21 protein-coding genes are annotated in these 26,035 nt (G+C 56.9%); 16 read left to right on the forward strand and 5 right to left on the reverse strand.

All coding sequences use genetic code 11. The features are described from left to right. Positions 1–31 precede the first annotated feature (31 nt). From DRW39_RS15570 to rny, 3 genes are read left to right on the forward strand one after another with little or no spacing between them, the layout of a single operon-like run. Positions 32–322: a hypothetical protein gene (locus DRW39_RS15570; protein ID WP_116107988.1), complete on the forward strand. Its 291-nt coding sequence runs from the start codon at positions 32–34 to the stop codon at positions 320–322. A gap of 3 nt (positions 323–325) precedes the next feature. Beyond that, positions 326–628, forward strand: coding sequence for a cell division protein ZapA (locus tag DRW39_RS15575; protein ID WP_116107989.1), 303 nt, complete (start codon positions 326–328; stop codon positions 626–628). A 30-nt stretch (positions 629–658) separates the two neighbouring features. Further along, positions 659–2,329, forward strand: a complete 1,671-nt coding sequence (gene rny, locus DRW39_RS15580) for a ribonuclease Y (protein WP_116107990.1) — start codon at positions 659–661, stop codon at positions 2,327–2,329. 5 nt (positions 2,330–2,334) lie between these two features. Here rny and DRW39_RS15585 read toward each other — a convergent pair whose 3' ends face one another. The 3 genes from DRW39_RS15585 to DRW39_RS15595 are packed head-to-tail and all read right to left on the reverse strand — an operon-like array spanning position 2,335 to position 5,539. Continuing rightward, a complete protein-coding gene (locus tag DRW39_RS15585) occupies positions 2,335–3,585 on the reverse strand; it encodes a T9SS type A sorting domain-containing protein (protein ID WP_116107991.1) in 1,251 nt (416 codons plus the stop codon). Between the two features lie 32 nt (positions 3,586–3,617). Next, positions 3,618–4,766, reverse strand: coding sequence for a thioredoxin family protein (locus DRW39_RS15590; protein WP_116107992.1), 1,149 nt, complete (start codon positions 4,764–4,766; stop codon positions 3,618–3,620). Next, positions 4,763–5,539, reverse strand: coding sequence for an NAD-dependent epimerase/dehydratase family protein (locus tag DRW39_RS15595; RefSeq protein ID WP_116107993.1), 777 nt, complete (start codon positions 5,537–5,539; stop codon positions 4,763–4,765). The genes DRW39_RS15590 and DRW39_RS15595 overlap by 4 nt, the downstream gene beginning before the upstream one ends. A 373-nt stretch (positions 5,540–5,912) precedes the next feature. On the opposite strand from DRW39_RS15595, the gene DRW39_RS15600 reads away from it, so the two are divergent. From DRW39_RS15600 to rodA, 5 genes are all read left to right on the forward strand, one after another. Continuing rightward, positions 5,913–6,935, forward strand: a complete 1,023-nt coding sequence (locus DRW39_RS15600; RefSeq protein WP_116107994.1) for a phosphotransferase — start codon at positions 5,913–5,915, stop codon at positions 6,933–6,935. Between the two features lie 198 nt (positions 6,936–7,133). Next, positions 7,134–10,451 carry a preprotein translocase subunit SecA gene (secA, locus tag DRW39_RS15605; RefSeq protein ID WP_116107995.1) on the forward strand — a complete coding sequence of 1,106 codons (3,318 nt, stop codon included), beginning with the start codon at positions 7,134–7,136 and terminating at the stop codon, positions 10,449–10,451. A gap of 29 nt (positions 10,452–10,480) precedes the next feature. Continuing rightward, positions 10,481–11,146 (forward strand): deoxyribose-phosphate aldolase, encoded by a 666-nt coding sequence (gene deoC, locus DRW39_RS15610; RefSeq protein ID WP_116107996.1) that lies wholly within the window; start codon positions 10,481–10,483, stop codon positions 11,144–11,146. A gap of 13 nt (positions 11,147–11,159) precedes the next feature. Next, complete coding sequence (locus DRW39_RS15615) at positions 11,160–11,555, forward strand: SPOR domain-containing protein (RefSeq protein WP_116107997.1); 396 nt, start codon at positions 11,160–11,162, stop codon at positions 11,553–11,555. A gap of 7 nt (positions 11,556–11,562) precedes the next feature. After that, the gene (gene rodA / locus DRW39_RS15620; protein ID WP_116107998.1) at positions 11,563–12,981 is read left to right on the forward strand and encodes a rod shape-determining protein RodA; all 1,419 of its coding nucleotides are present in this window, start codon (positions 11,563–11,565) and stop codon (positions 12,979–12,981) included. Between the two features lie 153 nt (positions 12,982–13,134). Here the strand turns inward: rodA and DRW39_RS15625 are convergent, their stop codons facing one another. Beyond that, positions 13,135–15,939, reverse strand: coding sequence for a hypothetical protein (locus DRW39_RS15625; RefSeq protein WP_157976155.1), 2,805 nt, complete (start codon positions 15,937–15,939; stop codon positions 13,135–13,137). 417 nt (positions 15,940–16,356) lie between these two features. Between DRW39_RS15625 and DRW39_RS15630 the strand changes: the two genes are divergently transcribed. Genes DRW39_RS15630 through DRW39_RS15640 form a run of 3 tightly spaced genes read left to right on the forward strand, consistent with a single transcriptional unit; the run spans position 16,357 to position 18,725 of the window. Beyond that, positions 16,357–16,908: an RNA polymerase sigma factor gene (locus DRW39_RS15630; RefSeq protein WP_116108000.1), complete on the forward strand. Its 552-nt coding sequence runs from the start codon at positions 16,357–16,359 to the stop codon at positions 16,906–16,908. A 10-nt stretch (positions 16,909–16,918) separates the two neighbouring features. Further along, positions 16,919–17,608: a hypothetical protein gene (locus tag DRW39_RS15635; protein WP_116108001.1), complete on the forward strand. Its 690-nt coding sequence runs from the start codon at positions 16,919–16,921 to the stop codon at positions 17,606–17,608. Beyond that, a complete protein-coding gene (locus tag DRW39_RS15640; protein WP_157976156.1) occupies positions 17,598–18,725 on the forward strand; it encodes a DUF4097 family beta strand repeat-containing protein in 1,128 nt (375 codons plus the stop codon). The genes DRW39_RS15635 and DRW39_RS15640 overlap by 11 nt, the downstream gene beginning before the upstream one ends. Positions 18,726–18,731: 6 nt before the next feature. On the opposite strand, the gene DRW39_RS15645 is transcribed toward DRW39_RS15640, so the two are convergent. Further along, positions 18,732–19,841 carry a M42 family metallopeptidase gene (locus DRW39_RS15645; protein WP_116108003.1) on the reverse strand — a complete coding sequence of 370 codons (1,110 nt, stop codon included), beginning with the start codon at positions 19,839–19,841 and terminating at the stop codon, positions 18,732–18,734. A gap of 208 nt (positions 19,842–20,049) precedes the next feature. On the opposite strand from DRW39_RS15645, the gene DRW39_RS15650 reads away from it, so the two are divergent. The 5 genes from DRW39_RS15650 (at position 20,050) to DRW39_RS15670 (ending at position 25,993) form a co-directional block, all read left to right on the forward strand. Then, the gene (locus DRW39_RS15650) at positions 20,050–21,606 is read left to right on the forward strand and encodes a response regulator (RefSeq protein ID WP_116108004.1); all 1,557 of its coding nucleotides are present in this window, start codon (positions 20,050–20,052) and stop codon (positions 21,604–21,606) included. Positions 21,607–21,801: 195 nt separating this feature from the next. Then, complete coding sequence (locus DRW39_RS15655) at positions 21,802–22,647, forward strand: phospholipase A (protein ID WP_198664911.1); 846 nt, start codon at positions 21,802–21,804, stop codon at positions 22,645–22,647. A 140-nt stretch (positions 22,648–22,787) separates the two neighbouring features. Further along, complete coding sequence (locus tag DRW39_RS15660; protein ID WP_116108006.1) at positions 22,788–23,393, forward strand: ribonuclease HII; 606 nt, start codon at positions 22,788–22,790, stop codon at positions 23,391–23,393. A gap of 114 nt (positions 23,394–23,507) precedes the next feature. After that, positions 23,508–24,812: a ribosome biogenesis GTPase Der gene (gene der, locus DRW39_RS15665; protein WP_116108145.1), complete on the forward strand. Its 1,305-nt coding sequence runs from the start codon at positions 23,508–23,510 to the stop codon at positions 24,810–24,812. Positions 24,813–24,943: 131 nt separating this feature from the next. Continuing rightward, a complete protein-coding gene (locus DRW39_RS15670; RefSeq protein ID WP_116108007.1) occupies positions 24,944–25,993 on the forward strand; it encodes a dipeptide epimerase in 1,050 nt (349 codons plus the stop codon). Positions 25,994–26,035: the final 42 nt, after the last annotated feature.

Genomic DNA, 26,035 nt, shown 5'->3' on the forward strand with positions numbered 1-26,035 from the left:
CATAACTTTAAGCCCTACCCACCAATTGACTATGACACCGGCAACAGAAATTGACGGTCTGGAAATAAAATTACGGCAGCTTGCCGCTAAAGTTGACCGCCAACGGGCGCAATACGAGGCGACGCTGACCGAGAACGAAAATCTGAAACGCGAACTTGACCGCCAGCTCGGCGTCGTCAGTTCGCTTAAGGATAAACTAGTGCAGTCCCAATCCTCCCCGGAGGGCGGGGCACCGCCGGCCGATACCCGCGATCACCAGGAGACGATAGACTACTGTCTTCAGGAAATCGACCGCTGTATTGAATGGCTTCACCGCAACTAAGTCATGGCAGATAACGCCCCCGATAATAAACCGATCAGCGTGGTCATTGCCGGCCGTCCTTATCCGATTCGCGTAGCCGAAGCGGAGGAAGAAGGCCTGCGTGCCCTGGTAAAGGAAATCAACGATCGATTCAATGATTTCCAGATCCGGTATCGCGATCGCGATAAGCAGGATTGCCTAGTTATGACCCTGCTCACCTACGCCAGTGAACTACGCAGTGCCCGCGACCAAGCCGACAGCGGCTCGGATGTCGAGCTCAGCAAACGACTGGCGAAGCTGAACGACTTAGTTGAGGCGATGCTCTAGTGAGCTTCACTTCTATAACTACAACGAACAATGGAAATCATCATCGGGCTCGTCATCGGGCTCATCGTAGGCGGTGCGATCGCCTACTTCATCTTTGGCAACAAGGCCAAAGAGCAGGACCAAACCCACCAGGCCGAAGCGGAAAAGACCCTCGCCGAAGCCAAACTGAAAGCCGATAAGATCCTGTCGGACGCGGAATTAAAAGCCGAAAAGACCTTCGCCGAATACAAAGACAAACAGGAAGCCTTTAAAAAGCAGAAGATCGCCGAGAGCCGCGAAAAATTCGCTCGCTATAAGGAGGAATTCAAGCAGGAGAAGGCGGAAGAACTGGTGGAGCTCCGCGAAAAGCGGGAGGCGCTCAAGGAGGAACAGGCCAGCATGAAAGAAGAGCGGGCCGGCTTCAAGGCCGAACTGGACGAGGTCCTGACGGCAAAGGAAGGGCTAAAGAAGCGGGAGGACGAAATCCAAAACAGGAAGCGCCTGCTCGACGAGGAAATCGATCGCACCCGGGCCAAACAGGAGGAACTCGACAATCAGCACGAACGTTTCACCCTCGAATTGGAGAAGATCGCCAGCCTTTCCCAGTCAGACGCCAAGCAGCGACTTCTGGAAGAGGTGCGCGCCAAGTCGGAAAGCGAAGCCATATCCCTCCGCCGCGAACTGCACGAGCAGGCCAAGGAGGACGCCGCCAAGGATGCCCGCAAGGTGGTGATCAACACCATCCAGCGCATGTGCGCCGAAATGACGATCGAGAATACCGTATCGGTTTTCAGTCTCGACAACGATAACGTGAAGGGGCAGATCATCGGCCGGGAAGGACGCAACATCCGCGCGATCGAGGCGGCCACCGGTGCCGAACTGGTCGTCGACGACACGCCCGAAACCATCGTCATCTCCAGTTTTGACCCCATCCGCCGCGAGGTGGCTCGACTATCCCTGAAGCGACTCGTCAGCGATGGCCGGATCCACCCCGCCCGCATCGAGGAAGTGGTCAACAAAACCCGTAAGGAACTCGAACAGGGAATCAAGGAAATTGGCCAGAAGACGGTCATCGAACTGGACATTCACGGCCTGCCGGCGGATCTGATACGCATGGTCGGCAGAATGCGCTACCGCAGCAGCTACGGACAGAACCTGCTGAAGCACAGCGTGGAAACGGCCCACCTCTGTGCCGTTATGGCCGCCGAAATGGGACTGAATAAGAAGCAGGTAAAACTGGCCAAACGGGCCGGACTGCTGCACGATATCGGCAAAGTTGCCGACGAGGACAGCGAACTGAGCCACGCGCTCTACGGCATGCAGCTGGCCGAGAAACTCAACGAGAACGCGATCGTCGTTAACGCCATCGGTGCCCACCACGACGAAATCGAGATGAATAACATCATTTCGCCCATCGTCCAGGCCTGTGACGCCATCAGTGGTGCGCGGCCAGGAGCCCGCCGGGAAATCCTGGAAGGTTACATCAACCGGATCAAGGAGCTGGAGGAGATCGCAAAGAAGCACGAGGGCGTCAATTCCGCCTTCGCCATGCAGGCGGGGCGCGAGTTACGCGTTATGGTCGAAGCCGAAAAGGTGAGCGATCAGCACGCCGACGAACTCAGCTTCAAGATCAGCCAGGAAATCCAGGAAACGATGCAATACCCCGGTCAGATCAAGATCATGGTGATCCGGGAAACGCGGTCGGTAGCCTACGCCCGCTAGGCGAGCTACCTGACCACCACCCGGCCGGAATAAGCCCGCCGTCCGGCGGGTACCAGCACGGTATAGAAGCCCGGCGTGAGACCGGTGATATCGATCTGGGCCTGTCCACCGGAAAGGAGAATGGGTTGGCGCTTGACCTGCCGACCGTCGGCGGCGAAGACCAACGCGTACGTTGGCTCTTGGATCGCCTCGGTTTCCAAGGTAAAGCTTCCGGAGGCCGGATTGGGGTAGATACGCAGCCTGTCGGCAATTACCTCGTGGAGAGACGTTACGCTTTCGAAGCTGAGCGGCCAACCGAGGTCGTAAAGCACGCCCAGGGTGACGGGGCCCGGGCTTCGGATGGCCTCCCCACTTGCAATGGAGGGGGTCATAAGGGCGTCTTCGGTTCCAGCCCGGTAGGTTCTTTCGTCGAGGTGACTCACGCTGCTGCCCACGTCGAAGGTCTCGGGAGCATACAGCGGAACAAGCTCCCCGCCATTCAGCGCTACGGATGTATCGCCGGCGAATTCAAGGCGTTCGATGACCGCGGCCAGCAGTTCCTCGGACGGGGAGTTGAACAGGAGGGTGTCAGCGAGCTGCTGGCCGGGAGGCGTTTCCAGGAATAGGTCGTAGATGATGAATAGCCTTTCATTTAGTTCCGGATCCTCGAACCCAATACTGAGCGTGGTGTCGGTCGTACTGTCGACGCTGCTCAGAAAGCCAAGACCGTGCCCTAATTCATGGAGGACCACGCTGGCCAGATCGATGCGGTTGCGCGGCACGGAACCCGTGGTACCGTAGTTCCAGTTTGCCTTGCTGTTAACCACGACGTTGATATCCGCTTCGTCGGTTTTATTCAGGTCTTCTCCGGTTATAGCCTCCGCCAGGGCCACCGGATACCAAACCAATGGGTTTACTGCGCCCGGGAAGGCACGATAAATGGTGCTGGGTCCCGCGCTGGCCAGAATACGATCATCCCCCTGGTCGCGCCAGTCGACCAAAACTCGGACGGGAACGTCAGACTGCAGGTAACTGCCCCAGACATCGGCGGCGAACCGAATACTCTCCTCCGCCTCGGGCGGAACGCTGTCGGTAAACGTGACCTCGAAGCGGGTTCGCATTTCCGCCGATCCGTCAATGACGTTAGCCGGACCCGGCACGGTGGCCTCAATCACGGTATCGCGGCCCCAACAGGTAATGGAATATCCGATGGTATCAAACTGTGCCTGACCGTAAAGTCCGCACGATAGAAAAAGGAGGAGCAGCGAATAACGCATGAAAGACAATTTAATCGGGGGTAAGCGGAAGCTTACTGGAGAATTTTCTCGGTTTCGCTGTAGTCGAGCGATTCCGCCTTAGCATATTCGATGGCCAGGCGGGCCGTGGATTTGGCTTTCTCCATTTGGCCGGTTTTATGATACAGCCAGGCCAGGGTATCCAGGTTTGGGTAATATGGCCGGATCTCTACCGATCTCTTTGCCCAATCAATGGCCAAATCCAATTGTTCGGGGTCATCACTGTGTTCGAAGAAGTTCCACGCCACGGTGTTGAGCTCGGCGTAGTCGTCGCTGGGGAATCGGGTATAGTAATCGGCGGCGGTGGCAAGGTAGCTGGTCATGTCCCGTTGCCGCTGGTGATACACCATGGCGTAACGGGGGAGCAATCTGTCCACAAGCTCCGGAGCCTGCTCGCCGAAGTAGGGCTCGATCTCGTCGGCGGAGACCAGGCTGCGTTTGCGGTTGGTCTGGTGATACTGATTCACGAGCGCGCGCTCGATGACGCCGTACACGCGGTCTCCATGCTGCTCCTCAACGGTAGCGGCATTCTCGATAAGGAAATCCATTCGCTTATCGCCCAGGCTGCCGGGGCTTTCGAGGATCAGGCGGGTATTTTCCGGCATGGTCCAGTCGGACTGGCCGTCCAGGTATTCGGCGATAACGCGATCGGCCTGGGCTTGCTCGTAATTGGTGGTCAGGGAACGGGCGTACTCACTCACGAATTCGGGGGTGCGGTCACCTCCGTCGTACCGCTTTTTCATGGCTCCCAGACTGCGGTCGGATACGGCGACATCGGCCAACTCGAGCAGGGCCGGCTTCGGAATATACCCGACGGCCTTATGCACGAGTTCCCCATCTCCGTCCACGAAAAGATAGGTCGGGTAGGCGGCAACGGAATAGCGGCTGGCCAGCGATGGGCCCTCCCCCTTTTCCATGTCAAATTTGGCGTTGATGAAGCGCTCGTTAAAAACTTCCGCAACCTCGGGGTCGGGAAACACCTTGGCATCCATCATTTTGCACGGGCCGCACCATGTCGTATAGGCGTCAATAAATATCAGCTTATCCGCCTGCTTTGCCTCGGAAAGCAAGTCCGCGAATGCTTCACGTTCAAACTCAATACCAACTGCTTCTTGGGCTGAAAGACCAACGCAGCACAGGATCAATAGAGGGATTAGTTTCATGGGCTTAACCAGCCAAGCTGGCGGAATTTAGATGAATCGATGCGTTTGCCGTCCGCGCCACCCGGCAAAAATTCCTTGGCGGGGAGATTTGCGGCAGCATAGAGGTTGCCGTAGAAATCCCTTTTCGGAGGGTGATTGGCGGAACAGACATTGAAGATACCGGTTGCTTCGGTTTTTATCGTCACGCGGAGGGCTTCAAGTACCGCCTGTCGTGAAACCATATTAACCGGCGCGTCCCCGTCCGGGATGACCGGAACCCGCCGAAAAAATCGAATAGGGTCGCGGTCCGGTCCGTATAAACCACCCAAACGAAGAATGCTATACCGGCCGGCGTGTTCGCGGAAAAAGGTTTCGGCGGCGACAACCGCCCGACTGGAGTGGGTATCCGGAGCCACGGGAGACGATTCCGTTATCGTCCCGGTCGTCGACTTGCCGTACACACCGGTGCTACTCGTATAAATGAGGTGCAGGCCCGGTAAATAGGGGCGCAGCGGAGCCAGCAGATGCAGATAATGGGCAACCGTATCGGCCCCGTGGGTACGCCCACCCGGAGGGATGGCCACAATCAGGTAGGCCAGATCGCGCAGGAAGTCGGCCAAGGCCTCGGTCTGCGTCGGCAGGTCAATGTAATAGGGAGACACCCCACAAGCGACCAGCTCGTCGCGAGAACCGGTGCGACGATAGCTCCCCCTGACCGAATAATCCGGACTGAGGTGATGAGCGGCGGCCATTCCGAGCCATCCCGTACCAAGGACGGCCAAATTGGATTTCATGGGATTAGTAGTTACGAAAATCAACCATTAAGACGGCGGAAGGGGTGCAAAAATTGTGTATCATCAATTTAGTTACACAATACAATTTCAACGCAAAATAGAAGTAATTTGCTTGTACAAAATGGGTGAATACCGTATCTTTGCCGGGAGCCTGAAGCGGGGGGGGAACAAGGCTTCTACACTATGACCGACGATTTATATTAACATGTTTTGAGTGAGTATTTACGGGAGGGGGGCCACTTGGCCTCCTTTCTTTTTTCCCCCTAGGGACGGTGGAAAAGCGCAAAAGAATGCGAATATCTAACTTCATTCGGGGAGAACTTATTGGCCCGTGTGGTTTTGCCTATTTTCCTTATCAATACCATCGCCTGCGATGCACCAAGATTTTAGTGAAAAATTCAAATGGAAGACGGGGAGCCGGCATTACCTCACCACGGATGACCAGGATGAGGTAGAAGCCTATCTGGCCGAACAGGACTTTCTGATTCCGGGCGAAGAGGTGCTGGCCGTCTTGTCAGCGGGGGAGGGAAATATGAACGTGACGCTACGGGTGCTCACCAGTCGCCGGCGTATCATCGTGAAGCAGAGCCGTCCCTGGGTAGCGCGGTTCCCGGAACTGGACGCACCGGTCGACCGCATCCTCATCGAACGGAATTTCCACCAGGCGATCGCGCGGAACCATTTTCTAGTCGGGCACATGCCGGAAATGCTACGTTGTGACCGGGAGAACTACGTCATCATTTTAGAAGACCTGGGTCCGCTGGAGGATCTTTCTACCGTGTATAACGAACGGACCGACTTTACCCGCCGGCAGCTAGGAACGCTCCTTCGCTTTGCCGGGGAGGTCCACTCGCTTACGCCGGCGGACTTCCCGCCCAACCTGATGCTAAAGCATCTCAACCACGCGCACATCTTCGATTTACCCTTCCAGGCGGGGAATAATTTCCCCCTGGACGCCATCTATCCCGGCCTGGCGGCGGTAGCCCTGCCGTACCAGCACGATGAGCGCCTGCGTGACGCCGTGCGGGAATTGGGTCAACTATACCTCGACGGGGGAGACCGCCTGGTCCACGGGGACTATCACCCGGGCAGCTTTTTGCAACTGGATGATCGCGTCTTCGTCATCGACGCCGAGTTTGCCCACCTCGGGCGTCCGGAGTTTGACGTCGGGGTACTGATGGGGCACCTGTTGATGAGCCGGTCGAGCGAAAAGCGTATCCGGCAGATCGATACGGATTACGCCAAGCCCCCCGGCTTCGACGTTGCTCTTGCAAGGAAGTTTTGCTACGTTGAAATCATGCGCCGGATCATTGGTATCGCCCAGCTACCGCTGTTCCTGAGCCTGGACGAACGGAAGCACCTGCTGGAACGGGCCCGGGCGGGTTTGGTACAGTGAGGTTGATCGGTATAGCTGTCAGTTCGTTAGCGTAGGCCCGTGACAGAATGTCGCCTCGCCCGCTTTGGCCTGATATATGCGCAATCTCCCTCCGGGTAGTGGTATCTTCGCCTGCCACGATTGTTTCCTCCCGGGGAAAGCACTTTACCTGCGCGCCGCCGCCCTTAACCGCGCCCCTGTTTATTAAGCTATACCATCATGTTTGAGGCCCTAAAGAAATTATTCGGTTCGAAGCAAGACCGCGACGTTGCCGCCTACCAACCCATCGTTGACGAAATTAACGAGATATACGACGGACTTTCCACTCTGTCGAACGACGAGTTGCGGCAGCGGACGGATGAATTCCGACAGCGAATAGCGGACTATCTCTCCGAAATCGACGAGGAGATCGTCAAACTGCGCGGCGAGGCGAAGGCTGAGACGGACTTCCGCCAAAAGGACGAGATATTTAAGGAGATCGACCGGCTGGAGGAGCAGCGCAACGAAGAGTTGGAGGTCGTGCTGAAGGAAATCCTTCCCGCCGCCTTCGCGACCGTAAAGGAAGTCGCCCGCCGCTTTACCGAAGGGGCGCTCACGGCTACGGCCACCGATGCCGACCGGGAGCTAGCTGCCGGCAAAGACTACGTTACGGTAGACGATAACGGGCAGGTGACCTACAACAACAAATGGATGGCCGCCGGTGGCGAGATCGAGTGGAACATGATCCACTACGACGTGCAGCTGATTGGCGGACAGGTTCTCCACGACGGTAAGATCGCGGAGATGCAGACCGGCGAGGGTAAAACGCTGGTGGCTACGCTGCCGGCCTACCTTAATGGCCTGAGCGGCCGCGGCGTACACGTCGTAACCGTCAATAATTACCTTGCCCAGCGGGATGCCGAGTGGATCGGTCCGGTGATGCAGTTTCTGAAGCTCAGCATCGACTGTATCGACCTGCACCGCCCCCACAGTCCGGGACGCATCAAGGCCTACAATGCCGATATCACCTACGGAACGAACAACGAATTCGGCTTCGACTACCTGCGCGACAACATGGTGCGGGCTACGGCCGACAAGGTGCAGAAGCACCACCACTTCGCCATGATCGACGAAGTGGACTCCGTGCTCATCGACGATGCACGGACCCCGCTGATCATTTCCGGTCCGGTGACCAACAACGCCGACGACCAGGACTACCTGGAACTAAAGCCCGCCATTGAAAAGCTCATCGCGCAGCAGCAGAAGACGGCCAATAAGTTCCTGACCGAAGCCAAGAAACTCTTCAAGGAGGGCTACATCGGCGTCGAGGAGGGAGAAGCCGGCATGGCGCTCTTCCGGGCGTACCGCGCCTACCCGAAGAGCCGCCCGCTGATCAAATTCCTCTCCACCGAGGGCGCCCGCGTGCTGCTGCAGAAGACGGAGAACACCTACATGTCGGAGAACAACAAGCGGATGCCGGAGGTGGACGCCGAGCTGTACTTCACCATCGACGAGAAGAATCGCCAGGTGGATCTGACCGACAAGGGCACCGACTACCTGAGCAAGTACAACGACGACCCGCACTTCTTCATCCTCAATGACCTGGCGACCAGTATGGCCGAGGTCGATAACCGGGGCGACCTCGACAAGGAAGAAAAGGCCCTGGCGAAGAATAAACTCGCCCAGGACTTCGGTGTGAAATCCAAGCGCCTGCACGCCATCAGCCAGCTGCTCAAAGCTTACGCCCTCTTCGAGCGCGACAGCGAGTACGTCGTCATGGACGGACAGGTCAAGATCGTCGACGAGCAAACCGGCCGGATGATGGAGGGACGCCGCTACTCCGACGGACTCCACCAGGCACTCGAAGCAAAGGAAAACGTGAAGGTGGGCGAGCTGACGCAGACCTATGCTACAGTTACCCTACAGAACTACTTCCGCATGTACCACAAGTTATGTGGTATGACCGGTACGGCCGAAACGGAAGCCGGTGAATTCTGGGAGATCTACAAACTGGACGTCGTGGTCATCCCGACCAACCGTCCGATCCAGCGCGACGACCGCAACGACCTGATCTACAAGACCGACCGGGAGAAATTCAATGCGGTGATCGACGACATCGTCGAGCTGAGTAATGCCGGCCGCCCCGTACTCGTGGGTACCACGGCCGTCGACATCAGCGAGAAGATGAGCCGGATGCTGCAACTGCGCGGCATCGACCACAACGTACTGAACGCCAAGCAACACCAGCGGGAGGCGGACATCGTTGCCGAGGCCGGTCGGCCCGGTAAAGTGACCATCGCTACCAACATGGCGGGTCGGGGTACGGACATCAAGATCAGCGACCAGGTCAAGAAGGCCGGTGGTCTGGCCATCGTCGGTACTGAGCGCCACGACAGTCGCCGGGTAGACCGTCAGCTGCGCGGTCGTGCCGGTCGTCAGGGAGACCCCGGTTCCAGCCAGTTTTACGTCAGCCTCGAGGATAAGCTGATGCGCTATTTCCAGAGCGACCGGATCGCCAAATGGATGGACCGCGCCGGCCATAAAGAGGGCGACGTGATCCAGGCGGGCATCGTCACTAAATCCATCGAGAACGCGCAAAAGAAGGTCGAAGAAAACAACTTCGGTATCCGGAAGCGATTGCTGGAGTACGATGACGTGATGAATATCCAGCGGGAGGCGATCTACCGGAAGCGCGACAACGCGCTCAGCGGCCAGCGCCTCAGCCTGGACCTGAATAACTCCTTCGAGGGGCTGATCGACGATATCGTCTATGCCCACAAGCAGAACGGTACTTACGACACCTTCCGCCGCGCCACCCAGCGCCTGCTCGGCTTCGAGTCCGAGATCCAGGCCGCTGATTTCGACCACAAGGACGTCAATGACATTGCCGACCAGCTGCTGGATCAATTCCGTGCCTTTTACGAGCGGAAGATGCTCACGCTCATCGAGCGCGTCATGCCCCACATCCGCAAGGTCAACGAAGAGCAGCCCGGCCGCTACCGCCGGATTATTATTCCCTTCACTGACGGCAGCACCCACCCACTCCAGATCACGGCCGACATCGAACAGGCCCTGGAGACCGATGGCAAGAGCATCAAGTCGGACATTGAGAAGGCCGTATCGTTGGCGATCCTTGATGAGAACTGGAAGGAGCACTTACGCTCGATGGACGAGTTGAAGACATCTACCAATATGGCTTCCTTCGAGCAGAAGGATCCGCTGGTGGTGTATAAGATGGAATCCTACAACCTCTTCGAGGAACTTATCAGCCGCATCAACGAGAAGACGACGAGTTACCTGGCCAAGGGTGACCTGGTGATCGCCGAACCCCGCGATATCCAGGAGGCACGGGCCCCGCGCCGCGTGGTTCCCGCGCCGACCCAAGTGAACCGTAGCCAGGATCCGGAACCGGCCGCCGCCGCTGCGCGTCAGGCCGCCGAAGCCGCCAGTAAGCCCGAGAAAGTGGAAACTTTTCAGCGGGACTCGGTCAAGATAGGCCGAAACGACCCCTGCCCCTGCGGAAGCGGGAAGAAGTTCAAGCACTGCCACGGCAGGTAGAATGACCGTATATTGTGGCCGAATGGTGCATGCACAAACTACCCCTTAAGATCCCCGGATTGAACAAGTTTATCGACCACACTTTCCTTAGCCCCTTGGCTACGGCGGCTGACATTAAGCGCCTATGCGAGGAGGCCATCGAATATGGCTTCTACGCCGTATGCGTACCGCCCTACTTCGTCCCGAAGGCGCACCAGGCGCTGCACGATCACGCCGTTAAAGTCGCGACGGTCATCGGTTATCCCTACGGGTACTCGGAGACTTCCATCAAGGTAGCCGAGGCCCGGCGCTCCCTGGATGAGGGGGCGGACGAACTGGACATCGTCATCAATATCTCCGCCGTCAAATCCGGCGACTGGAACTACGTGCGCACGGAGATCGAGCAGATGGCCACGACCGTTCGCCTTAAGGGAAAGGTCTGCAAGCTGATCCTGGAAATCAGCGTGATGACGGACGAAGAGCTGGAGCGGCTGGTCGAACTTTGTAATAAGGTGCGCCCCAACTACGTTAAAACCAGCTCAGGCACCCAGGGCGGTGCGACCGTCGAGCAGATTCGCTACTTACGCGCTAACTTGGATTCGGAAATCCGCATCAAAGCCAGCGGTGGAATCCGTACCCGCACGGCCGCCGCCGAACTCCTGGAAGCCGGTGCTGACCGAATCGGTACCTCTTCCGGCCTGACGATTATTCAATAAAGCTCCCTACCATATGCGCACGCTCTTTCTGCTTACTTTTCTGGCCACGGTCTCCGGACTATCGGCGCAGCGCATGGTAGCTATATCACCCGACGAGGACGTATCCCGCGTGCTCGACCTCTTTTCCGAAATCAACGAGCGGGAAGACAAGGTAGAAGGCTGGCGGGTACAATTACTGGCCACCACCGACCGGCAGCAACTCGAAACGACCGAAAAACAGTTTCGAGCGGACTATCCGAGCGTCACCGTCGACTGGGTGCACAACAAACCGTACTACAAACTGCGCGCCGGCGCGTTTTTCACCCGCCAGGAGGCGGAACGCCTGCGTCAGAACCTCAGCGAGGAATACGAAGGCGTGTACCTGGTAAAGGACGAGGTAGAAGAATCCGTATTGCTGAAGATGTACTAGAGCGGCCATGGGCAAAATTTCCCTCAAAAGGTCGCGGACGGATGTAGCCACCATCATCCTCTATTTATTTTTGGTATTCACCGGGCTGTTAATGATCAACTCGGTTGGCTCGCCACCCGAAGGTTACAGCGGTGGCATCGCCGGCAGACTGGCCACGCCGGCCGGCAAGCAGTTTTTCTGGGTGATCCTGTCCGCCGGAGCCTGGCTGGCCATCAACTACCTCATTGACCGAAAAATATGGGTAGTGGGGGCATACCCCATCTACGCCTTTACGATCGTATTGCTGCTGCTGGTATTGATAGCGGGCAAGGAGATAAACGGTGCCCGCTCCTGGTTTGCCGTGGGCGGCTTCACCTTTCAGCCGAGCGAATTAGCCAAGTTTGGTGCCTGCCTTGGTATGGCGGCCTTCATGAGCCAGTACAGCGGCCGTCTGGACAGCTTACGTACCATTGCCTATGCCTGCCTCATCTGGCTGATTCCCGCGGTGGTTATCCTGGGCCAGCCCGATATGGGGTCGACGCTCGTCTTCACCGGTTTTCTGCTGGTGATGTACCGCGAAGGGCTGAACCCGCTGATTTTCATCCTGGGGGGCTTCACCGCCCTGATGGTGGTGCTGGGCATCATGTTCTCCTTCGAAGGGCTACTCGTCACCTTGATCAGCCTGTGCTTACTCCTCTTCGCCTTTTCGGTCACGCGCCGAACCCTGCTGTGGATCACCGGAGCGGTAGCCACCGGAGGAGCGGCTTTCTACGGCATGCAAAACGGGTACGGGTGGCAGACAATCAGCGTACTGGTAGCCGGTTTGCTGGGCGGTATCGTGTATCACCTGTTGCAGCGGAATACCCGCCTCGTCGGCATCAGTATGGCCTTCATGCTCTGGGGGCTGGCGCTGACCTTTACCAGCAATTACATCTACACCAACAAGCTTTTACCCCCGCACCAGCACGAGCGGGTGGTCGTCTGGCTGCACCCCGAAGACGCGGACCCGCGCGGCTCGTATTACAACCTGCTGCAATCCAAACTGGCCATTGCCGCGGGCGGGGTCACCGGTCGGGGGCTGATGGAGGGTACCATGACCAAGTACGATTACGTGCCCGAGCAGATGACCGACTTCATTTTCTCGGCGGTTGGGGAGGAGCAGGGATTCGTCGGGGCGGGCACGCTCATCGTGGTCTTCTTCCTACTGCTGTGGCGCATCACGGTAATTGCCGAGCGCCAGCGTCGCACCTTTTCCCGGGCCTATGCCTACAGCGTGGCCGGCATTTTGATCGTGCACTTCCTGGTTAACGTGGGCATGACCATGGGGCTCATCCCGGTTATCGGGATTCCGTTACCGTTCATCTCCAAAGGCGGCTCGTCATTGCTGAGTTTCACAATTATGTTGGCGGTCATGCTCAAGCTGGACAAGCACCGCGGGGAGGTATAAAATTATCCATTTCAACCGTGTAGCTGCCATCCGCACATGCCAATTTTTGCGGCGGAGCGCAGGTAGAAACAACGTCACACGGACTTCTGCCAAATAAAAAACCCTCCGCCGACTCACGGTCGACGGAGGGTTTACACTTTAGGCTTTGGCAACCTAGAAGTTGAAGCGGTATCCGCCAGTCAGCATATTCACGCTGAAGAAGTTCCGCGTCGAGTAATCCGCAAAGAAGCGTCCGTTACCGACGGGTAGGTAAGTACCGATCAGCAGGTTAATGGCGGGACGGAAGTTTGTCTCGTCACTGTTTTCATTATCCTGGATCTGCATCACACCGAGACCGATACCGGCATAAGGAATCAGGCCGGTAGATTCCGAGCGATCGGGAATGATGGGATATACGATGTTACCGAAGATACCGAAGGTCGTCGGAGCTCCGATACCGAAGTATGCCTCGGGCATGAACTCAGCCCGTTGGTCGGGTCCGAGTTTGTAGTGCCAGCGCAGACCTACACCCAGTCCGGTAGCATCACCGAAGAACAGGTTGGCCGTACCCGACATACCCGTGTAGGTGACACCGGAGAAGAAGCCTTCGGCATTATCGTCGGCCAGATATACACCACCGGTATTCACGCTGATGTCTTCGAGTCCGACGACACCCGGGCGCGTAATGGAGTTACCCAGGGAGTCGGTATAGGTTACCTCTCCTTCCCGTGCTTCGCGGCGAGCCAGACGGCGTTCCTGACGCAGACGTTCGCGTTCCAGGTCGAGCTGGTTATTGGCGACCTCCTGCTGCTGTTGCAGCCGGTAGTTCTCCTGATTCGCGCGATCCAGGTCCCGTTGCAGGCTGCGGATCTCGCTCATCATTTCACTTTGGTAGTCGGTCAGGTCGCGCATCACGTCGTCGCGGTACGTTCCACTGTTGTTGTCCTGGATGTTGTTGATGCGGTCCATCAAGCGGTTCTCGAGCTGCTCGATACGGTCTTCTGCGTCTTCGTCAATCTCGCCGTCGTTCTGACGTGATTCCAGTTGGCGCTCGAGTTCGTTGATCCGGCTCTGCATATCGTCCGAGTTGGATGGCTGCGTGGTGGCGTTGTTACCAGCAGGTACGCGCATCGATTCAATCTGGCGTTCCAGGTCACGGATGCGTTCTTCCGAACTCATATCTCCCGTGGGGCGGGCATAATCGCTGCGGTTGTTGTAGTCGCGCATGTCGTACAGGCGATCCTCCATCCGCTCGATGCGGCGGTTGATCTCGGAGATCTGCTCGCTGCGCTGGTCGGCGGGCTGCTGGGACATTCCGTTAGCATTCCGCTGGCCGATGGCGTCGATCAAACGGTCGATCTGCTCGGACTGAAGTATGATGAGGCTTTCATCGGTTCGCTGATTAGCGGGGGCCATCGGTTGCAGTTGCGGTGCACGTCCGAGTGCGGCGTCGACTTCGGCGCGCTCAACCTGATCGCGACGGAATTCCTGTTGGGTTCCTTCAACGGCCAGTTCGTCCTGACGGTCCTGTACCTCTGCTACGATAGCGCGGGCTTCAGCTTGTTCTTCCTTGATAATAGCCGCGGTGCGCGCATCTCCGGCTTCCAGGGCATCGAGCAGTTCCTCGTCGAGGCGGGCGATGGTATCCTGGTAGCGGCTACGCAGACGCTCCAGTTCCAGTTGGTTTTCCAGTCGGATACTGTCCGCCCGGCGATCGAAGTCACTCTGCTGGTTGGCCAGGCGATCTTCGAGGGTTGACTGCCGTACGACATCGGGGTTATCCCGGTTGTTGCCGCCTAGCGTAAAGCCCAGGCCGGCCGTGTACATGGTCGAGGTGGTGAGCTGTTCGGTGCTGTTCAGGTCTTCCAGATCGGAACCGCTGGTCAGCAGGGCACGGACACCACCATTAAGCGTGACCCGTTCGCCGAACTTCAGGTAGATACCACCACCACCGGAAGCGAATCCCTGGCTGGAGGAAAAGGCTTCGCCTTCTTCCAATCCATCATTGTAACCGGGAGAAAGATCGATATAACCACCACCTACGGTGAGGTAGGGGACGATACCGGAGGAGGCCTGAGTCAGGTTAAAGCGGAAATCACCACCGTACAGGCTAATGTCGTCGAAATCAAAGTTGAGGTCTTCTTCCGTCATGCCGCGGTAGTAAAAACCACGTAGGCTGATAAGGGGGCCGAAGCTAAATCCGGCGGTACCACCGGCGAAGTAAGCATCGCGGTAAGGGAGCTGGTCGTCCCAGTCAACCTGAGCGAGGCCGAATTCCACGGGAAGGGACAGGCCACTGATGCCGCCCTGGAAATTCTCCAGGTACTTTTGGTCGATATCACTGAGTTGACCCGGCCGGCGACCGCCCAGGTAAAACTGCAGGTTGGCGGCTACGCTGTAGGTACCCACCTGGTCGGAGTCGAAATTATCCAGGTCAAGGTTGTTAGCCTGTCGTTCGACTTCGTTGAAGAGGTTACGGACCGTATTGCCGGAGTAGGCGATGTACTTTCCCTCTACACCGAAGGCATAGCGGTCGGCTGCACTAAGGGTGAGTCCGATACCGAGCGTTCCGAAAATGTTGTCGGCGGCTTCCAGGCCTTCCCGTTCGGTAGACTGTATACCACCACCGAGTAGCAGATAGGGGAGAAGAGTTCCCCGGCCGATATTGAGCTTGAGTTCGGCGCCGTACCGGGCCAGGTCAACCCCCTGATTGGCGAAAGAAGAGTCGATGTTGAGATCCAGGCCGGCGAAATTGGTCTGCTGGTCTATCGTCTGCAGGTAGGTAGCGCGTAGCTCGACGTACTCACCGAACCCGAAACCTAACCGGCCGCCAAACATAAAGGCATCGTCCAGGCCGGATTCCGATCCGAACCAGTTATAACTGGCCGAGGGGGCGATGGTGTAGCTTACGCCCTTCACCTGGCCCCTCACGGAGCCAACTAAAAAGACTAGTAAGCACAATAGTAAATAGTTACGCATATAAATATGATTATGGTGTTTGCTTAAGCTCATATGTTAAAATGAGCCACAATTGTTCAATAAAATCCACGTGCTTCTTCCCCTGCGCCCTGGTTTAGGTTAACCTGGGCAAGGTTCTGATGTTCGGGTAATCCCGGAAAGGGTAAATACTGCACATTCACCGTGAGTGACTAGACGTGTACTTCCCAGAAAGTCACACACTTTCAGAACTTTGTACGCCTATATTTGGAGTTCAGTCACCCGACGTTAACCTACCCGCCGCAACCCGGATACCTGTTCCTATTTAGGCTATAGGTAGCCAATCATATAAACGGGAACCGAAGAAGAATAAGTAATCGGTTACGTGCAACCCGGAGCGTGTTCCGTCGTCGTTGTTGTAAATGCACAAACGTGGGAGCTCACCCAATCCTGAATAACATGCCGACCGCCGCCGAATACCGCGACACACATCGGGATATCGTACTTGGATGCCAGCGTAAAGACCGGAACGCGCAACGGCAACTGTACGGATATTACGCCCGTCCGATGTATAACCTGTGTCTGAGAATGCTCAAACACAGCCATGATGCTGAAGATGTACTGCAAGTCGCCTTCGTACACATCTTCGCCAAGATTGACACGTTTAATTTTGAGGCCTCGATCAGTTCGTGGATCAAGCGGGTCGTGGTCAACCGCTGTATCGATCATCTGAAAAAGAGGCGATTGCTGACCACGGACCTGGATCCCTCCCGTCACGATGCCGCCGTTGACGATGATCCTCAACCCTACGACAGTGGTGGGTACACCGTAGAAATGATCAAAGAGGCCATTCTGAAACTCAGCGAAGGATACCGGGTCGTGCTCACGCTTTACCTCTTCGAAGGATACGATCACGAAGAGATCAGTCAAATACTGGGGATCAGCGTGGGGACTTCGAAATCACAGTACAGCCGGGCCCGTAAGCGGCTCGCGCAACTGTTAACTGAATAATTATACCGTCATGAATCACGACAAGCTCGAAAATTTTGTCCGCCGAAATCGGGAAGAGTTCGACGGTGAAGTACCCCCCGCAGGCCTGTGGGGCCGAATAGAAGCCTCCCTGTCCGATAGCGATGAGGAGACCGTCGATCCGCTGGAAGGTTTTATCGCCAAAAATCGCGAAGCCTTCGATCAGGCCACGCCGCCCCCACGTATAGCCGAAAAGTTGTTTGGAGACGAATCGCTGAAGCGCAAGACCGCGCGCCGCCGCCGGCTACTCAGTTACGCCCTAAGCGTAGCCGCCTCTTTGCTGCTGTTGTTTACGGTGTATCGCTTCGGCAACGCGGCGGGCTACGAAGCGTCCATGGAGGAGCAGCGCGTCGCCCAGCAACTCGAAGATATGAATCCGGAACTGGCGGAAGCGGAACGCTTCTACCAAAACCAGATCGACAAGGAATTTTTAAAAGTGCAACAGGTCAATGATGACCCCCAGCTCAGACGAGACCTGGCCGCCATCGATAAGGCCACCGCGGACATCCGGTCCGAACTAATCAAGGTACCGGCCTCCCAGCGCCACGTACTTGTTAACCAGCTCATCTCCACTTACCGGACCAAGCTGGATATTCTGCTGCGCATTCAGCAGCATTTCCCTACTAAGCATCAGCCGGGCAGCCCCGCTCCCGCTCGCAATACAAATGTCAATGAAAGCTAGAATTTTACCCCTCTTGTTTCTCGTAGCGGCTTGGCTACCCCTCGCTTCGGCTGACCGGCCGGTGACGAAGTTTGAAAAGGAAATCACGGAAACGTATAATATCGATGCCAATGGGCGAGTCCGTCTGGATAATCGCTACGGAGAAATCAAAGTCTCCACCTGGACGCAATCAAAAGTAAAGATCAATGTGCTCATCCAGGTGGATGCCCGCGATGAGGATGCCTTCCAGGACGTGCTGGACCGAATCGATATCGGGCTATCCGGAAACGGAAGTACTGTCTCCGCGGTGACCAGCATCAGCTCGAATCGCCGGAGTGACTCCTGGTGGAGCCTTTTGACCGGTGGAAGCAGCTCGGACGACTTCAAGATTTACTACGATGTCACGCTTCCCGCCTCCGTAAGCCTGGAGGTCGAAGCCCGTTACTGTGATGTCCAACTGCCCAGTCTTACCGGCGAGACCTTTCTCGACATCGGTTACGGCGACCTGGTTGCCGGTCGCCTGAGCAACCGCACGCAGATGGAAATCAGCTACGGCTCGGCCCGTGTGGATCGAATCGGTGACAATAGCACCCTCGAATTCCGGTACAGTGAAGGCATCATTCGCAACGCGGGGGACCTGCGCTACGACGGCCGCTACAGCGAAGTCCGCTTCGGCACTACGGGGGTCCTTCGGCTGGACGTCGGATACGACGAAATCGACGTGACCTCTGCCAAAGAAGTATACCTGGAGGGGAATTACAACGAGCTGGCCGTGGAAGAGGCCGGAGCCGTCTACATCGACGGCAATTACACGGATATTAATCTGGGGGTTATTTCCCAGGGAGTGAGGTTTGACGGCAACTATGGCGATTTGGAAATCGAGCGTTTGGTGAGCGGTTTCTCCTTCGTCACCGTCGATGCCTCGTATTCGGATATTCAGATCAATGTCGACGAGGATGCCGGGTATCAGCTTGATCTGCGGGCCCGTTACGGCGACATCAGTGCCCCGACCGATGGCCTTAGTCCCCGAAACGTCGGCAGTGAAAGCTCCTCGGAGTACGTCAAGGGTACCAAAGCCGGTAACGGAAACGGCCGGATTACGATCTCGACCAACTACGGCGATATCGATCTCTACTAGATGGTACTACATCCAGTCGAAGTCGCCCGACGGCCGGTCGGCATGGCTGCCCGGCTGGTCGTGGTTGGCGGTGAAATCCCAATCGTAGGTATCCAGTTTTTGGAGCGCGGCGGTGAGCAAATCGATACAGGCCTCGATATCTTCTACGTTGGCCATCTCCGTAACCTGGTGCATGTTCCGGAGGGGGATACTGATGGCACCGGCTATACTGCCCTGTTTCCCGTAGCGCTGAATGGCTGCCGTATCGGTTCCACCCGCCGGTAATAATTCCAGCTGGGTCTTGATACCGTCCGCCGCGGCAATGTTTTTGAGGTAGTTGACCATTCGGTAGTCGGAGATCACGGAGCCATCCAGCACTTTGATAGCCGCCCCGTAGCCCAGGCAGGTAACGTTTTCGCGGCCCGAGCTTCCCGGAACGTCGTAAGCGATCGTGACATCCAGCCCGAACCCGAAATCCGGGTCGATATGGCCCACGCTTCCCATCGCTCCGCGCAGTCCCACTTCCTCCTGCACCGTAAAGGTGGCGTAGAGGTCAAAGGGGATTTCTACTTCCTGAAGGGCGCGTAGCGTTTCCAGCAGGATGAATACCGAAACGCGATTGTCCAGCGACTTCCCCGTCACGGCGTCACCGATCCGGACCAAATCCCGTTCCCGGCTGATCGGGTCACCGACACCGATGAGTTCGTCTACCTTTTCCTTTGGAAGCCCGACATCAATGAAGTAGTCGCTAATGGGAACGACCTTGTTTCGCTCTTCCGTTTTCATGATGTGGATGGGTTTACTCCCCATCACGCCGATCACATCTTCCCGGCCGTGTACAACCACCCGCTGGGCGGTGAGTGTCTTTGGATCGAAGCCGCCCAGGGGTAGAAATCTTACAAAGCCCTTTTCGTCGATGTGGTTGACAATGAACCCGATCTCGTCCATGTGCGCGGCTACCATCACGCGCTTGCGACTCCTGCCTCGCTTCACCGCAATAACGTTGCCCATATTGTCTATCGACAATTCATCTACCAGATCACGTACTTCATTCAGCACGAGGTTGCGGATTCTACGCTCGAAGCCGGATACGCCAGGCGCTGCGCAGATGCGTTTCAGTAGTTCGAAATTTTTCATAATACAGTTTTGCGACAAACGGCAAAACTAGAGCATTGTTGGGACAATGATTTTGTAGGCCAATTTATTCGCTTACTCACCGTTAGTTGTCCGTTGATGGCGCCCATGCGCAATGGCCAGGTCATCCTTGCCCAATCACGGTATTCGGCACTTCCTCAACCCCGGGCCGCCGGGAAACGTACCTAATCCTTTACAAACCTTTATATCTATGGACAGTATCAAAATCCTTTGGGCCGACGATGAAATCGACCTTTTCAAGCCACAAATGCTTTTCCTGCGCAACCGGGGCTATGAGGTCACTACCGTTACCAACGGACACGATGCTCTCGAAGAGATAGAAGAAGACAAAAATATCGACATCGTCTTCTTAGACGAAAGCATGCCCGGCCTCACCGGCCTGGAGACTCTGTCTCGTATAAAGGATATTCAGCCCTCCATTCCCGTGGTGATGATCACCAAAAACGAAGCCGAGGATGTGATGGAACAGGCGATCGGCAGCCAGATCGCCGACTACCTTATCAAGCCGGTGAATCCGTCGCAGATATTGCTGACGCTAAAGAAGATCGTTGATGAGAAACGGCTGGTCCGCGAAAAGACCACCAGCGATTACCAACAGGACTTCCGGCAACTCCTGATGCAGATCAACAGCGGTCTTGATAAGGAGGAGTGGGTAGACATGTACAAGAAGATCATCAACTGGGAGCTAAAGCTTGACGAAAGCAACAGCGACCAGATGGGGGAGATACTTGCCGTGCAAAAGCGCGAAGCCAACGCCGAATTTTCGAAGTACATCGAGCGGAACTACATGGACTGGGTCAATGAAGACGACGCCCCCATCATGTCGCATAACCTGATGCGCGAAAAAGTCTTCCCCCATCTGACCAAAGAGCGGCCCACCGTTATGGTGTTGCTCGACAATATGCGCTATGATCAGTGGAAGGTCATTGAGCCCTACATCACCGAGTTGTATCGCATCGAGGAGGAAGATTACTTCTACAGCATCCTCCCTACGGCCACCCAGTACAGCCGCAACGCCATCTTCGCCGGCATGTGGCCCGCGGAGATCGAAAAGCACTACAAGCAGTGGTGGCTCAATGACAGCGACGAAGGCGGCAAAAACAACCACGAGGCCGATCTGCTCGGCAAGCAAATGGAGCGCCTCCTGCGCAAGACCGACTATAGATGGGACTACACCAAGGTCACCCGCACCAACTTCGCGCGGCAGATGCAGGACCGTGCACTGGATTTCCTCAACAACGACTTCAGCGTCATCGTCTATAACTTCATCGATATGCTGAGCCACGCCCGTACCGAAATGGAGGTGCTGAAGGAGCTGGCCGGCGACGAGAAAGCCTACCGCAGTCTGACCCGCAGCTGGTTTGAGAACAGCCCCCTTTGGGCTACCCTCCGCCGGCTGGCAGAGCGCGATATCAACCTCATTATCACCACCGACCACGGAACGATCCGCGTTAATACGCCCAGCCGGGTCGTTGGCGACCGCGACACCAGTACCAACCTGCGCTACAAACTGGGCCGTAACCTCCAGTACGAGCAGAAGGACGTCCTGGAGGTGCGCGAACCGAAGGAAGCCAAACTTCCTCGCCCCAATCTCAGCAGTAGCTTCATCTTCGCCAAGGAGGATAAATTCTTCCTTTACCCGAACAGTTACAACTACTACAATAATTACTACCGCGATACCTTCCAGCACGGGGGAATCAGTCTGGAAGAGATCATCTGCCCGGTGGTACGTTTACGCACGCGGTAGGGACAGCAGTCCCTTATCCGCCCCGCCCCGGCTAGTCCGCTGATGGGGGGAAGGATTTTTCTTGACCGATGGAATACCCTGTAAAGCCGCAACCACGTTGAAAGGCGTGTACAGCGGTTAGGCGCAGCACATATCCATAATGGTATACGTGCGGGTTGCTCCCAACCGATACGCTTACCCGCCTAATACCCGTCTGTGAAGTGCTTAGCCCGCTACCCCCGGATGACCACGATATGTATGCTGTTCATCCTCGTGGTCTGCCATACCCCTGAAGTGAACGGTCAGGGCATGGATCGCCCGGTTTACAGCGATCCCGCCGGATTTTCTCTCTTCCGCGATAACTACATGATCACCGGGGCACCTACGAACGGGCGTATCGACCGACAGACGAGCGACGTCGTCTTCCAATTAAGCTTCCGGCAATTAATCAGCCGCAACTTTCTCGGGCGGGGTATTCTCTTCTACGCTACGTATACCCAGACATCATTTTGGGATGTTTACCAGGTTTCCTGCCCGATGCGGGACGTCAATTACAAGCCCGGTGCCTTATTCTCCAAAACCGTTTACGGCCGCAACGGACGGCTGGCGGGTAAGGCGGAGTTTATCGTCGATCACTCCTCGAATGGTTTGGGTGGCCCGACCTCGCGCAGCCTCAACCGAATCTCCCTGGGTTACCTCTTTCCGGTGGGCCCCACTACGACGATTAAGGTCAAGGCCTGGTACCACTGGGCCTACGGCGTAGGTAGACGGAACTACCTCAACTACACCGGCATCGGCAATGTCAACCTCTACCACGAATTCAAGCCGGGCAAAGCCTATGCTCGCCTGACCGTCAGTAAAGGGCTCAACCTGGATGCCAAAGGGATGGTACGGACGCGCCTGTACTTTAATCCCCTCCGGAAAAAAATGGGGAACCAGTACCTGATGCTCGAGTGGTACGTGGGCCACGCCGAAAGCCTGCTGGAATACGAGGTTTTCCAGAGTAGTATTCGGGTAGGCTATGCCATACATATGCCGGAGTTCGTCATTCGCCGGAAGTAAAACATAACGAGATAGCTTTCCGCCCGCGGCGCCCCTGAGCGGAAGGGCATGACGCCCGGGCGCATCATAGGCCGGCCCGGGACCCCGCCGCCGTTCTGAATGAAGCGAGCCGCTTTATCTTGGCCGATCATTCCCGTATCGTGCTCCTTCCCCACCACACCCCCCACCGCCGAGAAGCCGGCTGCGACGAAGCCGGCCGCGGCTGCCTGGCCGGCCCCGTGTTCGCCGCCGCCGTTATACTGCCGCCCGGTTACGATAACCCCCGGCTGAACGACAGTAAGAAGCTTGACGAGCCGGCCCGGGATGCGCTGCGGGAAGCGATAGAAAACGACGCGCTGGCCTGGGCGGTAGCCAGTTGCCCGCCCGAAGAGATCGACCGCATCAATATCTTCCAGGCCAGCTACCGGGCAATGCATCGCGCCGTCGATGCCCTGGCAGAGCGTCCGGACTTCCTGCTGATCGATGGTAAATTCTTCGTCCCCTACACCGGCATAGACCACCTTTGCGTCATCAAGGGCGATGGGAAATACCAGTCCATCGCCGCAGCCGGCATCCTGGCTAAGACGCACCGCGACGAGCATATGCGGAAGCTCCACGAAGACTTTCCGCAATTCACCTGGAACAGCAACCGGGGCTATCCGACCAAAGCGCACCGGGCGGCCATCGAGGAGCACGGAGCCACCGTCCACCACCGCCGCAGCTTCACCCTGCTACCGGGCGGCGTGCAGTATAAACTCTTTGAATAGCCCGTTCGACAACGAAAAGCGGCCTACTATTGTACTACGGTACGGTACTATACCGTCGGTGAAGCCGGCGATCACCGTACTACACAGATGGCAAAGTCATCGCTTACCGAACTTATAATGGATATCGTAGCAATTGTTGGCCGGCCCAACGTAGGTAAATCAACCCTCTTTAACCGCCTCATCGGCGAACGGCAGAGCATCGTCGACGACCAGAGCGGCGTGACCCGCGACCGGCAGTACGGCCAGAGTCACTGGAACGGCAAGGAATTCGCGGTCGTCGATACCGGCGGCTTCGTGCGCAACAGCGACGATGTCTTCGAAGCGGCCATCCGCGACCAGGTCCAGATCGCCATTGAGGAAGCAACCGTCATCATCTTCATGGTGGACGTGACCACCGGCATCACCGATCTCGACGAAGAGGTCGCCCAGATGCTCCGCCGGGCGGACAGACCCGTTATCCTGGCCGTCAACAAGGTCGACAACAACCAGCGGCAACTGGAAGCCAATGAGTTCTGGTCGCTGGGCTTCGATCAGACCTTCTTCCTGTCTTCCATAACCGGCAGCGGTACCGGCGAACTGCTCGACGAAACCGTGGAGTACGTCACCCAGCGCGAGGAAGAGCCCACCGAATTCATGCAGTTGGCCATCGTCGGGCAACCGAACGCCGGCAAATCTAGCTTCATCAACGCACTGCTGGGTGAGGAGCGCAACATCGTGACCGACGTTGCCGGTACCACCCGCGACAGCATCAACAGCCACTATAATAAGTTCGGGAAGGAATTCACCCTCATCGATACCGCGGGTATCCGCAAGAAGGCGAAGGTGCACGAAAACCTGGAGTACTACTCCGTCATGCGCGCCATTCGTGCCATTGAAAAGGCCGACGTCTGCATCCTGATGATCGACGCTACCGACAAGGTGGAGAGCCAGGACCTGGCCATCTTCCGCATTGCCCAACGTAATAATAAGGGCATCGTCATCGCCATCAATAAGTGGGACCTGGTCGAAAACAAGGAAACCAATACCGCCCGCGACTACGAACAGGAAGTCCGCCGCCGCTTCGCCCCCTTCAATGACCTGCCCGTCATATTCATGAGCGTGACCGAGAAGCAACGCATCATGAAGGTGATTGAAGCCGCCGAACAGGTTTACGCCAACCGGACCAAACGCATTCCCACCTCCAAGCTCAACGACGTAATGCTGCCCGCTATCGAGCGCTTCAGCCCACCAGCATCCCGCGGACGCGTTATCTCCATCAAATTTGTCTCGCAGCTGCCGCTGGCCTATCCGGCCTTCGCCTTCTTCTGCAATCACCCCCAGCACATCAAGGAGAGCTACAAGAATTATCTGGAGAATCAATTGCGGGAAAATTTCGACTTTACCGGGGTGCCGATTACGATTTTCTTTCGGCAGAAGTAGAGGGGGGTGTCGGAGGTCGGGCGTCGGTTCTCAGTTGTCTGGTGTCGATTTTTTTGCGGCGGAGCGCAGGTAACCAGCTTGCCATCGACCGGAACGGTACTCGGTAATCCACACCCTCGTAACTTTGCCGCATGCTCCTATCCGTCCACCCCTACGATCTTCCCCTGCGGGACCCTTTTCAGACTACGCACGAAAGCAGGACGGTACAGCCGACGCTGATCGTGCGGATTGCGGCGGAGGGTTTGGAAGGATTGGGGGAGGCTCCGATGACGCGTTACTATGGGTTGGAGAGTGGGCGGTGCAGCCGGGAATTGGAAAGCTTTATACCTGCGCTCGCCGCAATAAATAGCACGGAGCTGCGGGAAGGGGGCGTACAGGCGGTTTTGGACCGAATAGGAGCCGAAGGCCTAAATCCGTTTCTGCGCTGTGCCGTTGACGTGGCGCTGCACGACCTGTGGGCGAAGCAGGCTGGCAAGCGGCTAGGTTTGCTGTGGGAGCAGGACCGGATGCGAAATATCCCTACGTGCTATACGATCGGCCTGGCGCCGGTGGAGGAGATGGTCCGCAAGCTGCGGGCTTTTGACTGGCCGGTGTATAAGATCAAACTGGGTGGGGGAGCGGACGACCTGGAAATCATTCGTGCCCTGCGCGAGTACACCGATGCGCCATTCTACGTGGATGCGAATACCGGCTGGACGGCGCGACAGGCCATCGACCTCTCCGGGCCTTTAAAGGAACTCGGGGTGGTCTTCATCGAGCAACCGCTGCCGGCCGACGACCGCAAGGGGCAGGCGGAGGTGAATAAGCACGCGGTGCTTCCGGTGCTGGCCGACGAAAGTTGCCAGACGGAAGAGGACGTAGAAAAGTGCGCGGAGATCTTTTCGGGAATCAACATCAAGATCGTTAAGTGCGGTGGCCTGTTGCCGGCGCGTCGCATGATCGCGCGGGCGCGGGAACTCGATCTGCAAGTGATGGCCGGTTGTATGACCGAAAGCAGCGTGGGCATCAGTGCGATCGCCCAATTGCTGCCGGAACTGGACTACGCGGATATGGACGGCTCCATGCTGCTGGCCGACGATCCGGCGCACGGTGTAAGCTTCGACTTTCATACCGGTTATGCCACGTATCCGGATCGGGCGGGCACGGGGGCGGAGCTCAAGTCACCCGTCGCTACCCGCTGAGCCCGGGCCACGCTTAACTTTTCGCTGCAAACTTATTGGTGA

It is taken from the genome of Lewinella sp. IMCC34191, assembly GCF_003390935.1.
Taxonomy (GTDB): domain Bacteria; phylum Bacteroidota; class Bacteroidia; order Chitinophagales; family Saprospiraceae; genus Neolewinella.

Coding starts and splice junctions, on each gene's coding strand:
- DRW39_RS15600 (WP_116107994.1), top strand. CDS start 5,913: ATGCACCAAGATTTTAGTGAAAAATTCAAATGGAAGACGGGGAGCCGG.
- DRW39_RS15595 (WP_116107993.1), bottom strand. CDS start 5,539: ATGAAATCCAATTTGGCCGTCCTTGGTACGGGATGGCTCGGAATGGCC.
- rodA (WP_116107998.1), top strand. CDS start 11,563: ATGGGCAAAATTTCCCTCAAAAGGTCGCGGACGGATGTAGCCACCATC.
- DRW39_RS15570 (WP_116107988.1), top strand. CDS start 32: ATGACACCGGCAACAGAAATTGACGGTCTGGAAATAAAATTACGGCAG.
- DRW39_RS15585 (WP_116107991.1), bottom strand. CDS start 3,585: ATGCGTTATTCGCTGCTCCTCCTTTTTCTATCGTGCGGACTTTACGGT.
- DRW39_RS15615 (WP_116107997.1), top strand. CDS start 11,160: ATGCGCACGCTCTTTCTGCTTACTTTTCTGGCCACGGTCTCCGGACTA.
- DRW39_RS15635 (WP_116108001.1), top strand. CDS start 16,919: ATGAATCACGACAAGCTCGAAAATTTTGTCCGCCGAAATCGGGAAGAG.
- DRW39_RS15630 (WP_116108000.1), top strand. CDS start 16,357: ATGCCGACCGCCGCCGAATACCGCGACACACATCGGGATATCGTACTT.
- secA (WP_116107995.1), top strand. CDS start 7,134: ATGTTTGAGGCCCTAAAGAAATTATTCGGTTCGAAGCAAGACCGCGAC.
- DRW39_RS15670 (WP_116108007.1), top strand. CDS start 24,944: ATGCTCCTATCCGTCCACCCCTACGATCTTCCCCTGCGGGACCCTTTT.
- DRW39_RS15590 (WP_116107992.1), bottom strand. CDS start 4,766: ATGAAACTAATCCCTCTATTGATCCTGTGCTGCGTTGGTCTTTCAGCC.
- rny (WP_116107990.1), top strand. CDS start 659: ATGGAAATCATCATCGGGCTCGTCATCGGGCTCATCGTAGGCGGTGCG.
- DRW39_RS15625 (WP_157976155.1), bottom strand. CDS start 15,939: ATGCGTAACTATTTACTATTGTGCTTACTAGTCTTTTTAGTTGGCTCC.
- DRW39_RS15645 (WP_116108003.1), bottom strand. CDS start 19,841: ATGAAAAATTTCGAACTACTGAAACGCATCTGCGCAGCGCCTGGCGTA.
- DRW39_RS15650 (WP_116108004.1), top strand. CDS start 20,050: ATGGACAGTATCAAAATCCTTTGGGCCGACGATGAAATCGACCTTTTC.
- DRW39_RS15575 (WP_116107989.1), top strand. CDS start 326: ATGGCAGATAACGCCCCCGATAATAAACCGATCAGCGTGGTCATTGCC.
- DRW39_RS15640 (WP_157976156.1), top strand. CDS start 17,598: ATGAAAGCTAGAATTTTACCCCTCTTGTTTCTCGTAGCGGCTTGGCTA.
- deoC (WP_116107996.1), top strand. CDS start 10,481: ATGCACAAACTACCCCTTAAGATCCCCGGATTGAACAAGTTTATCGAC.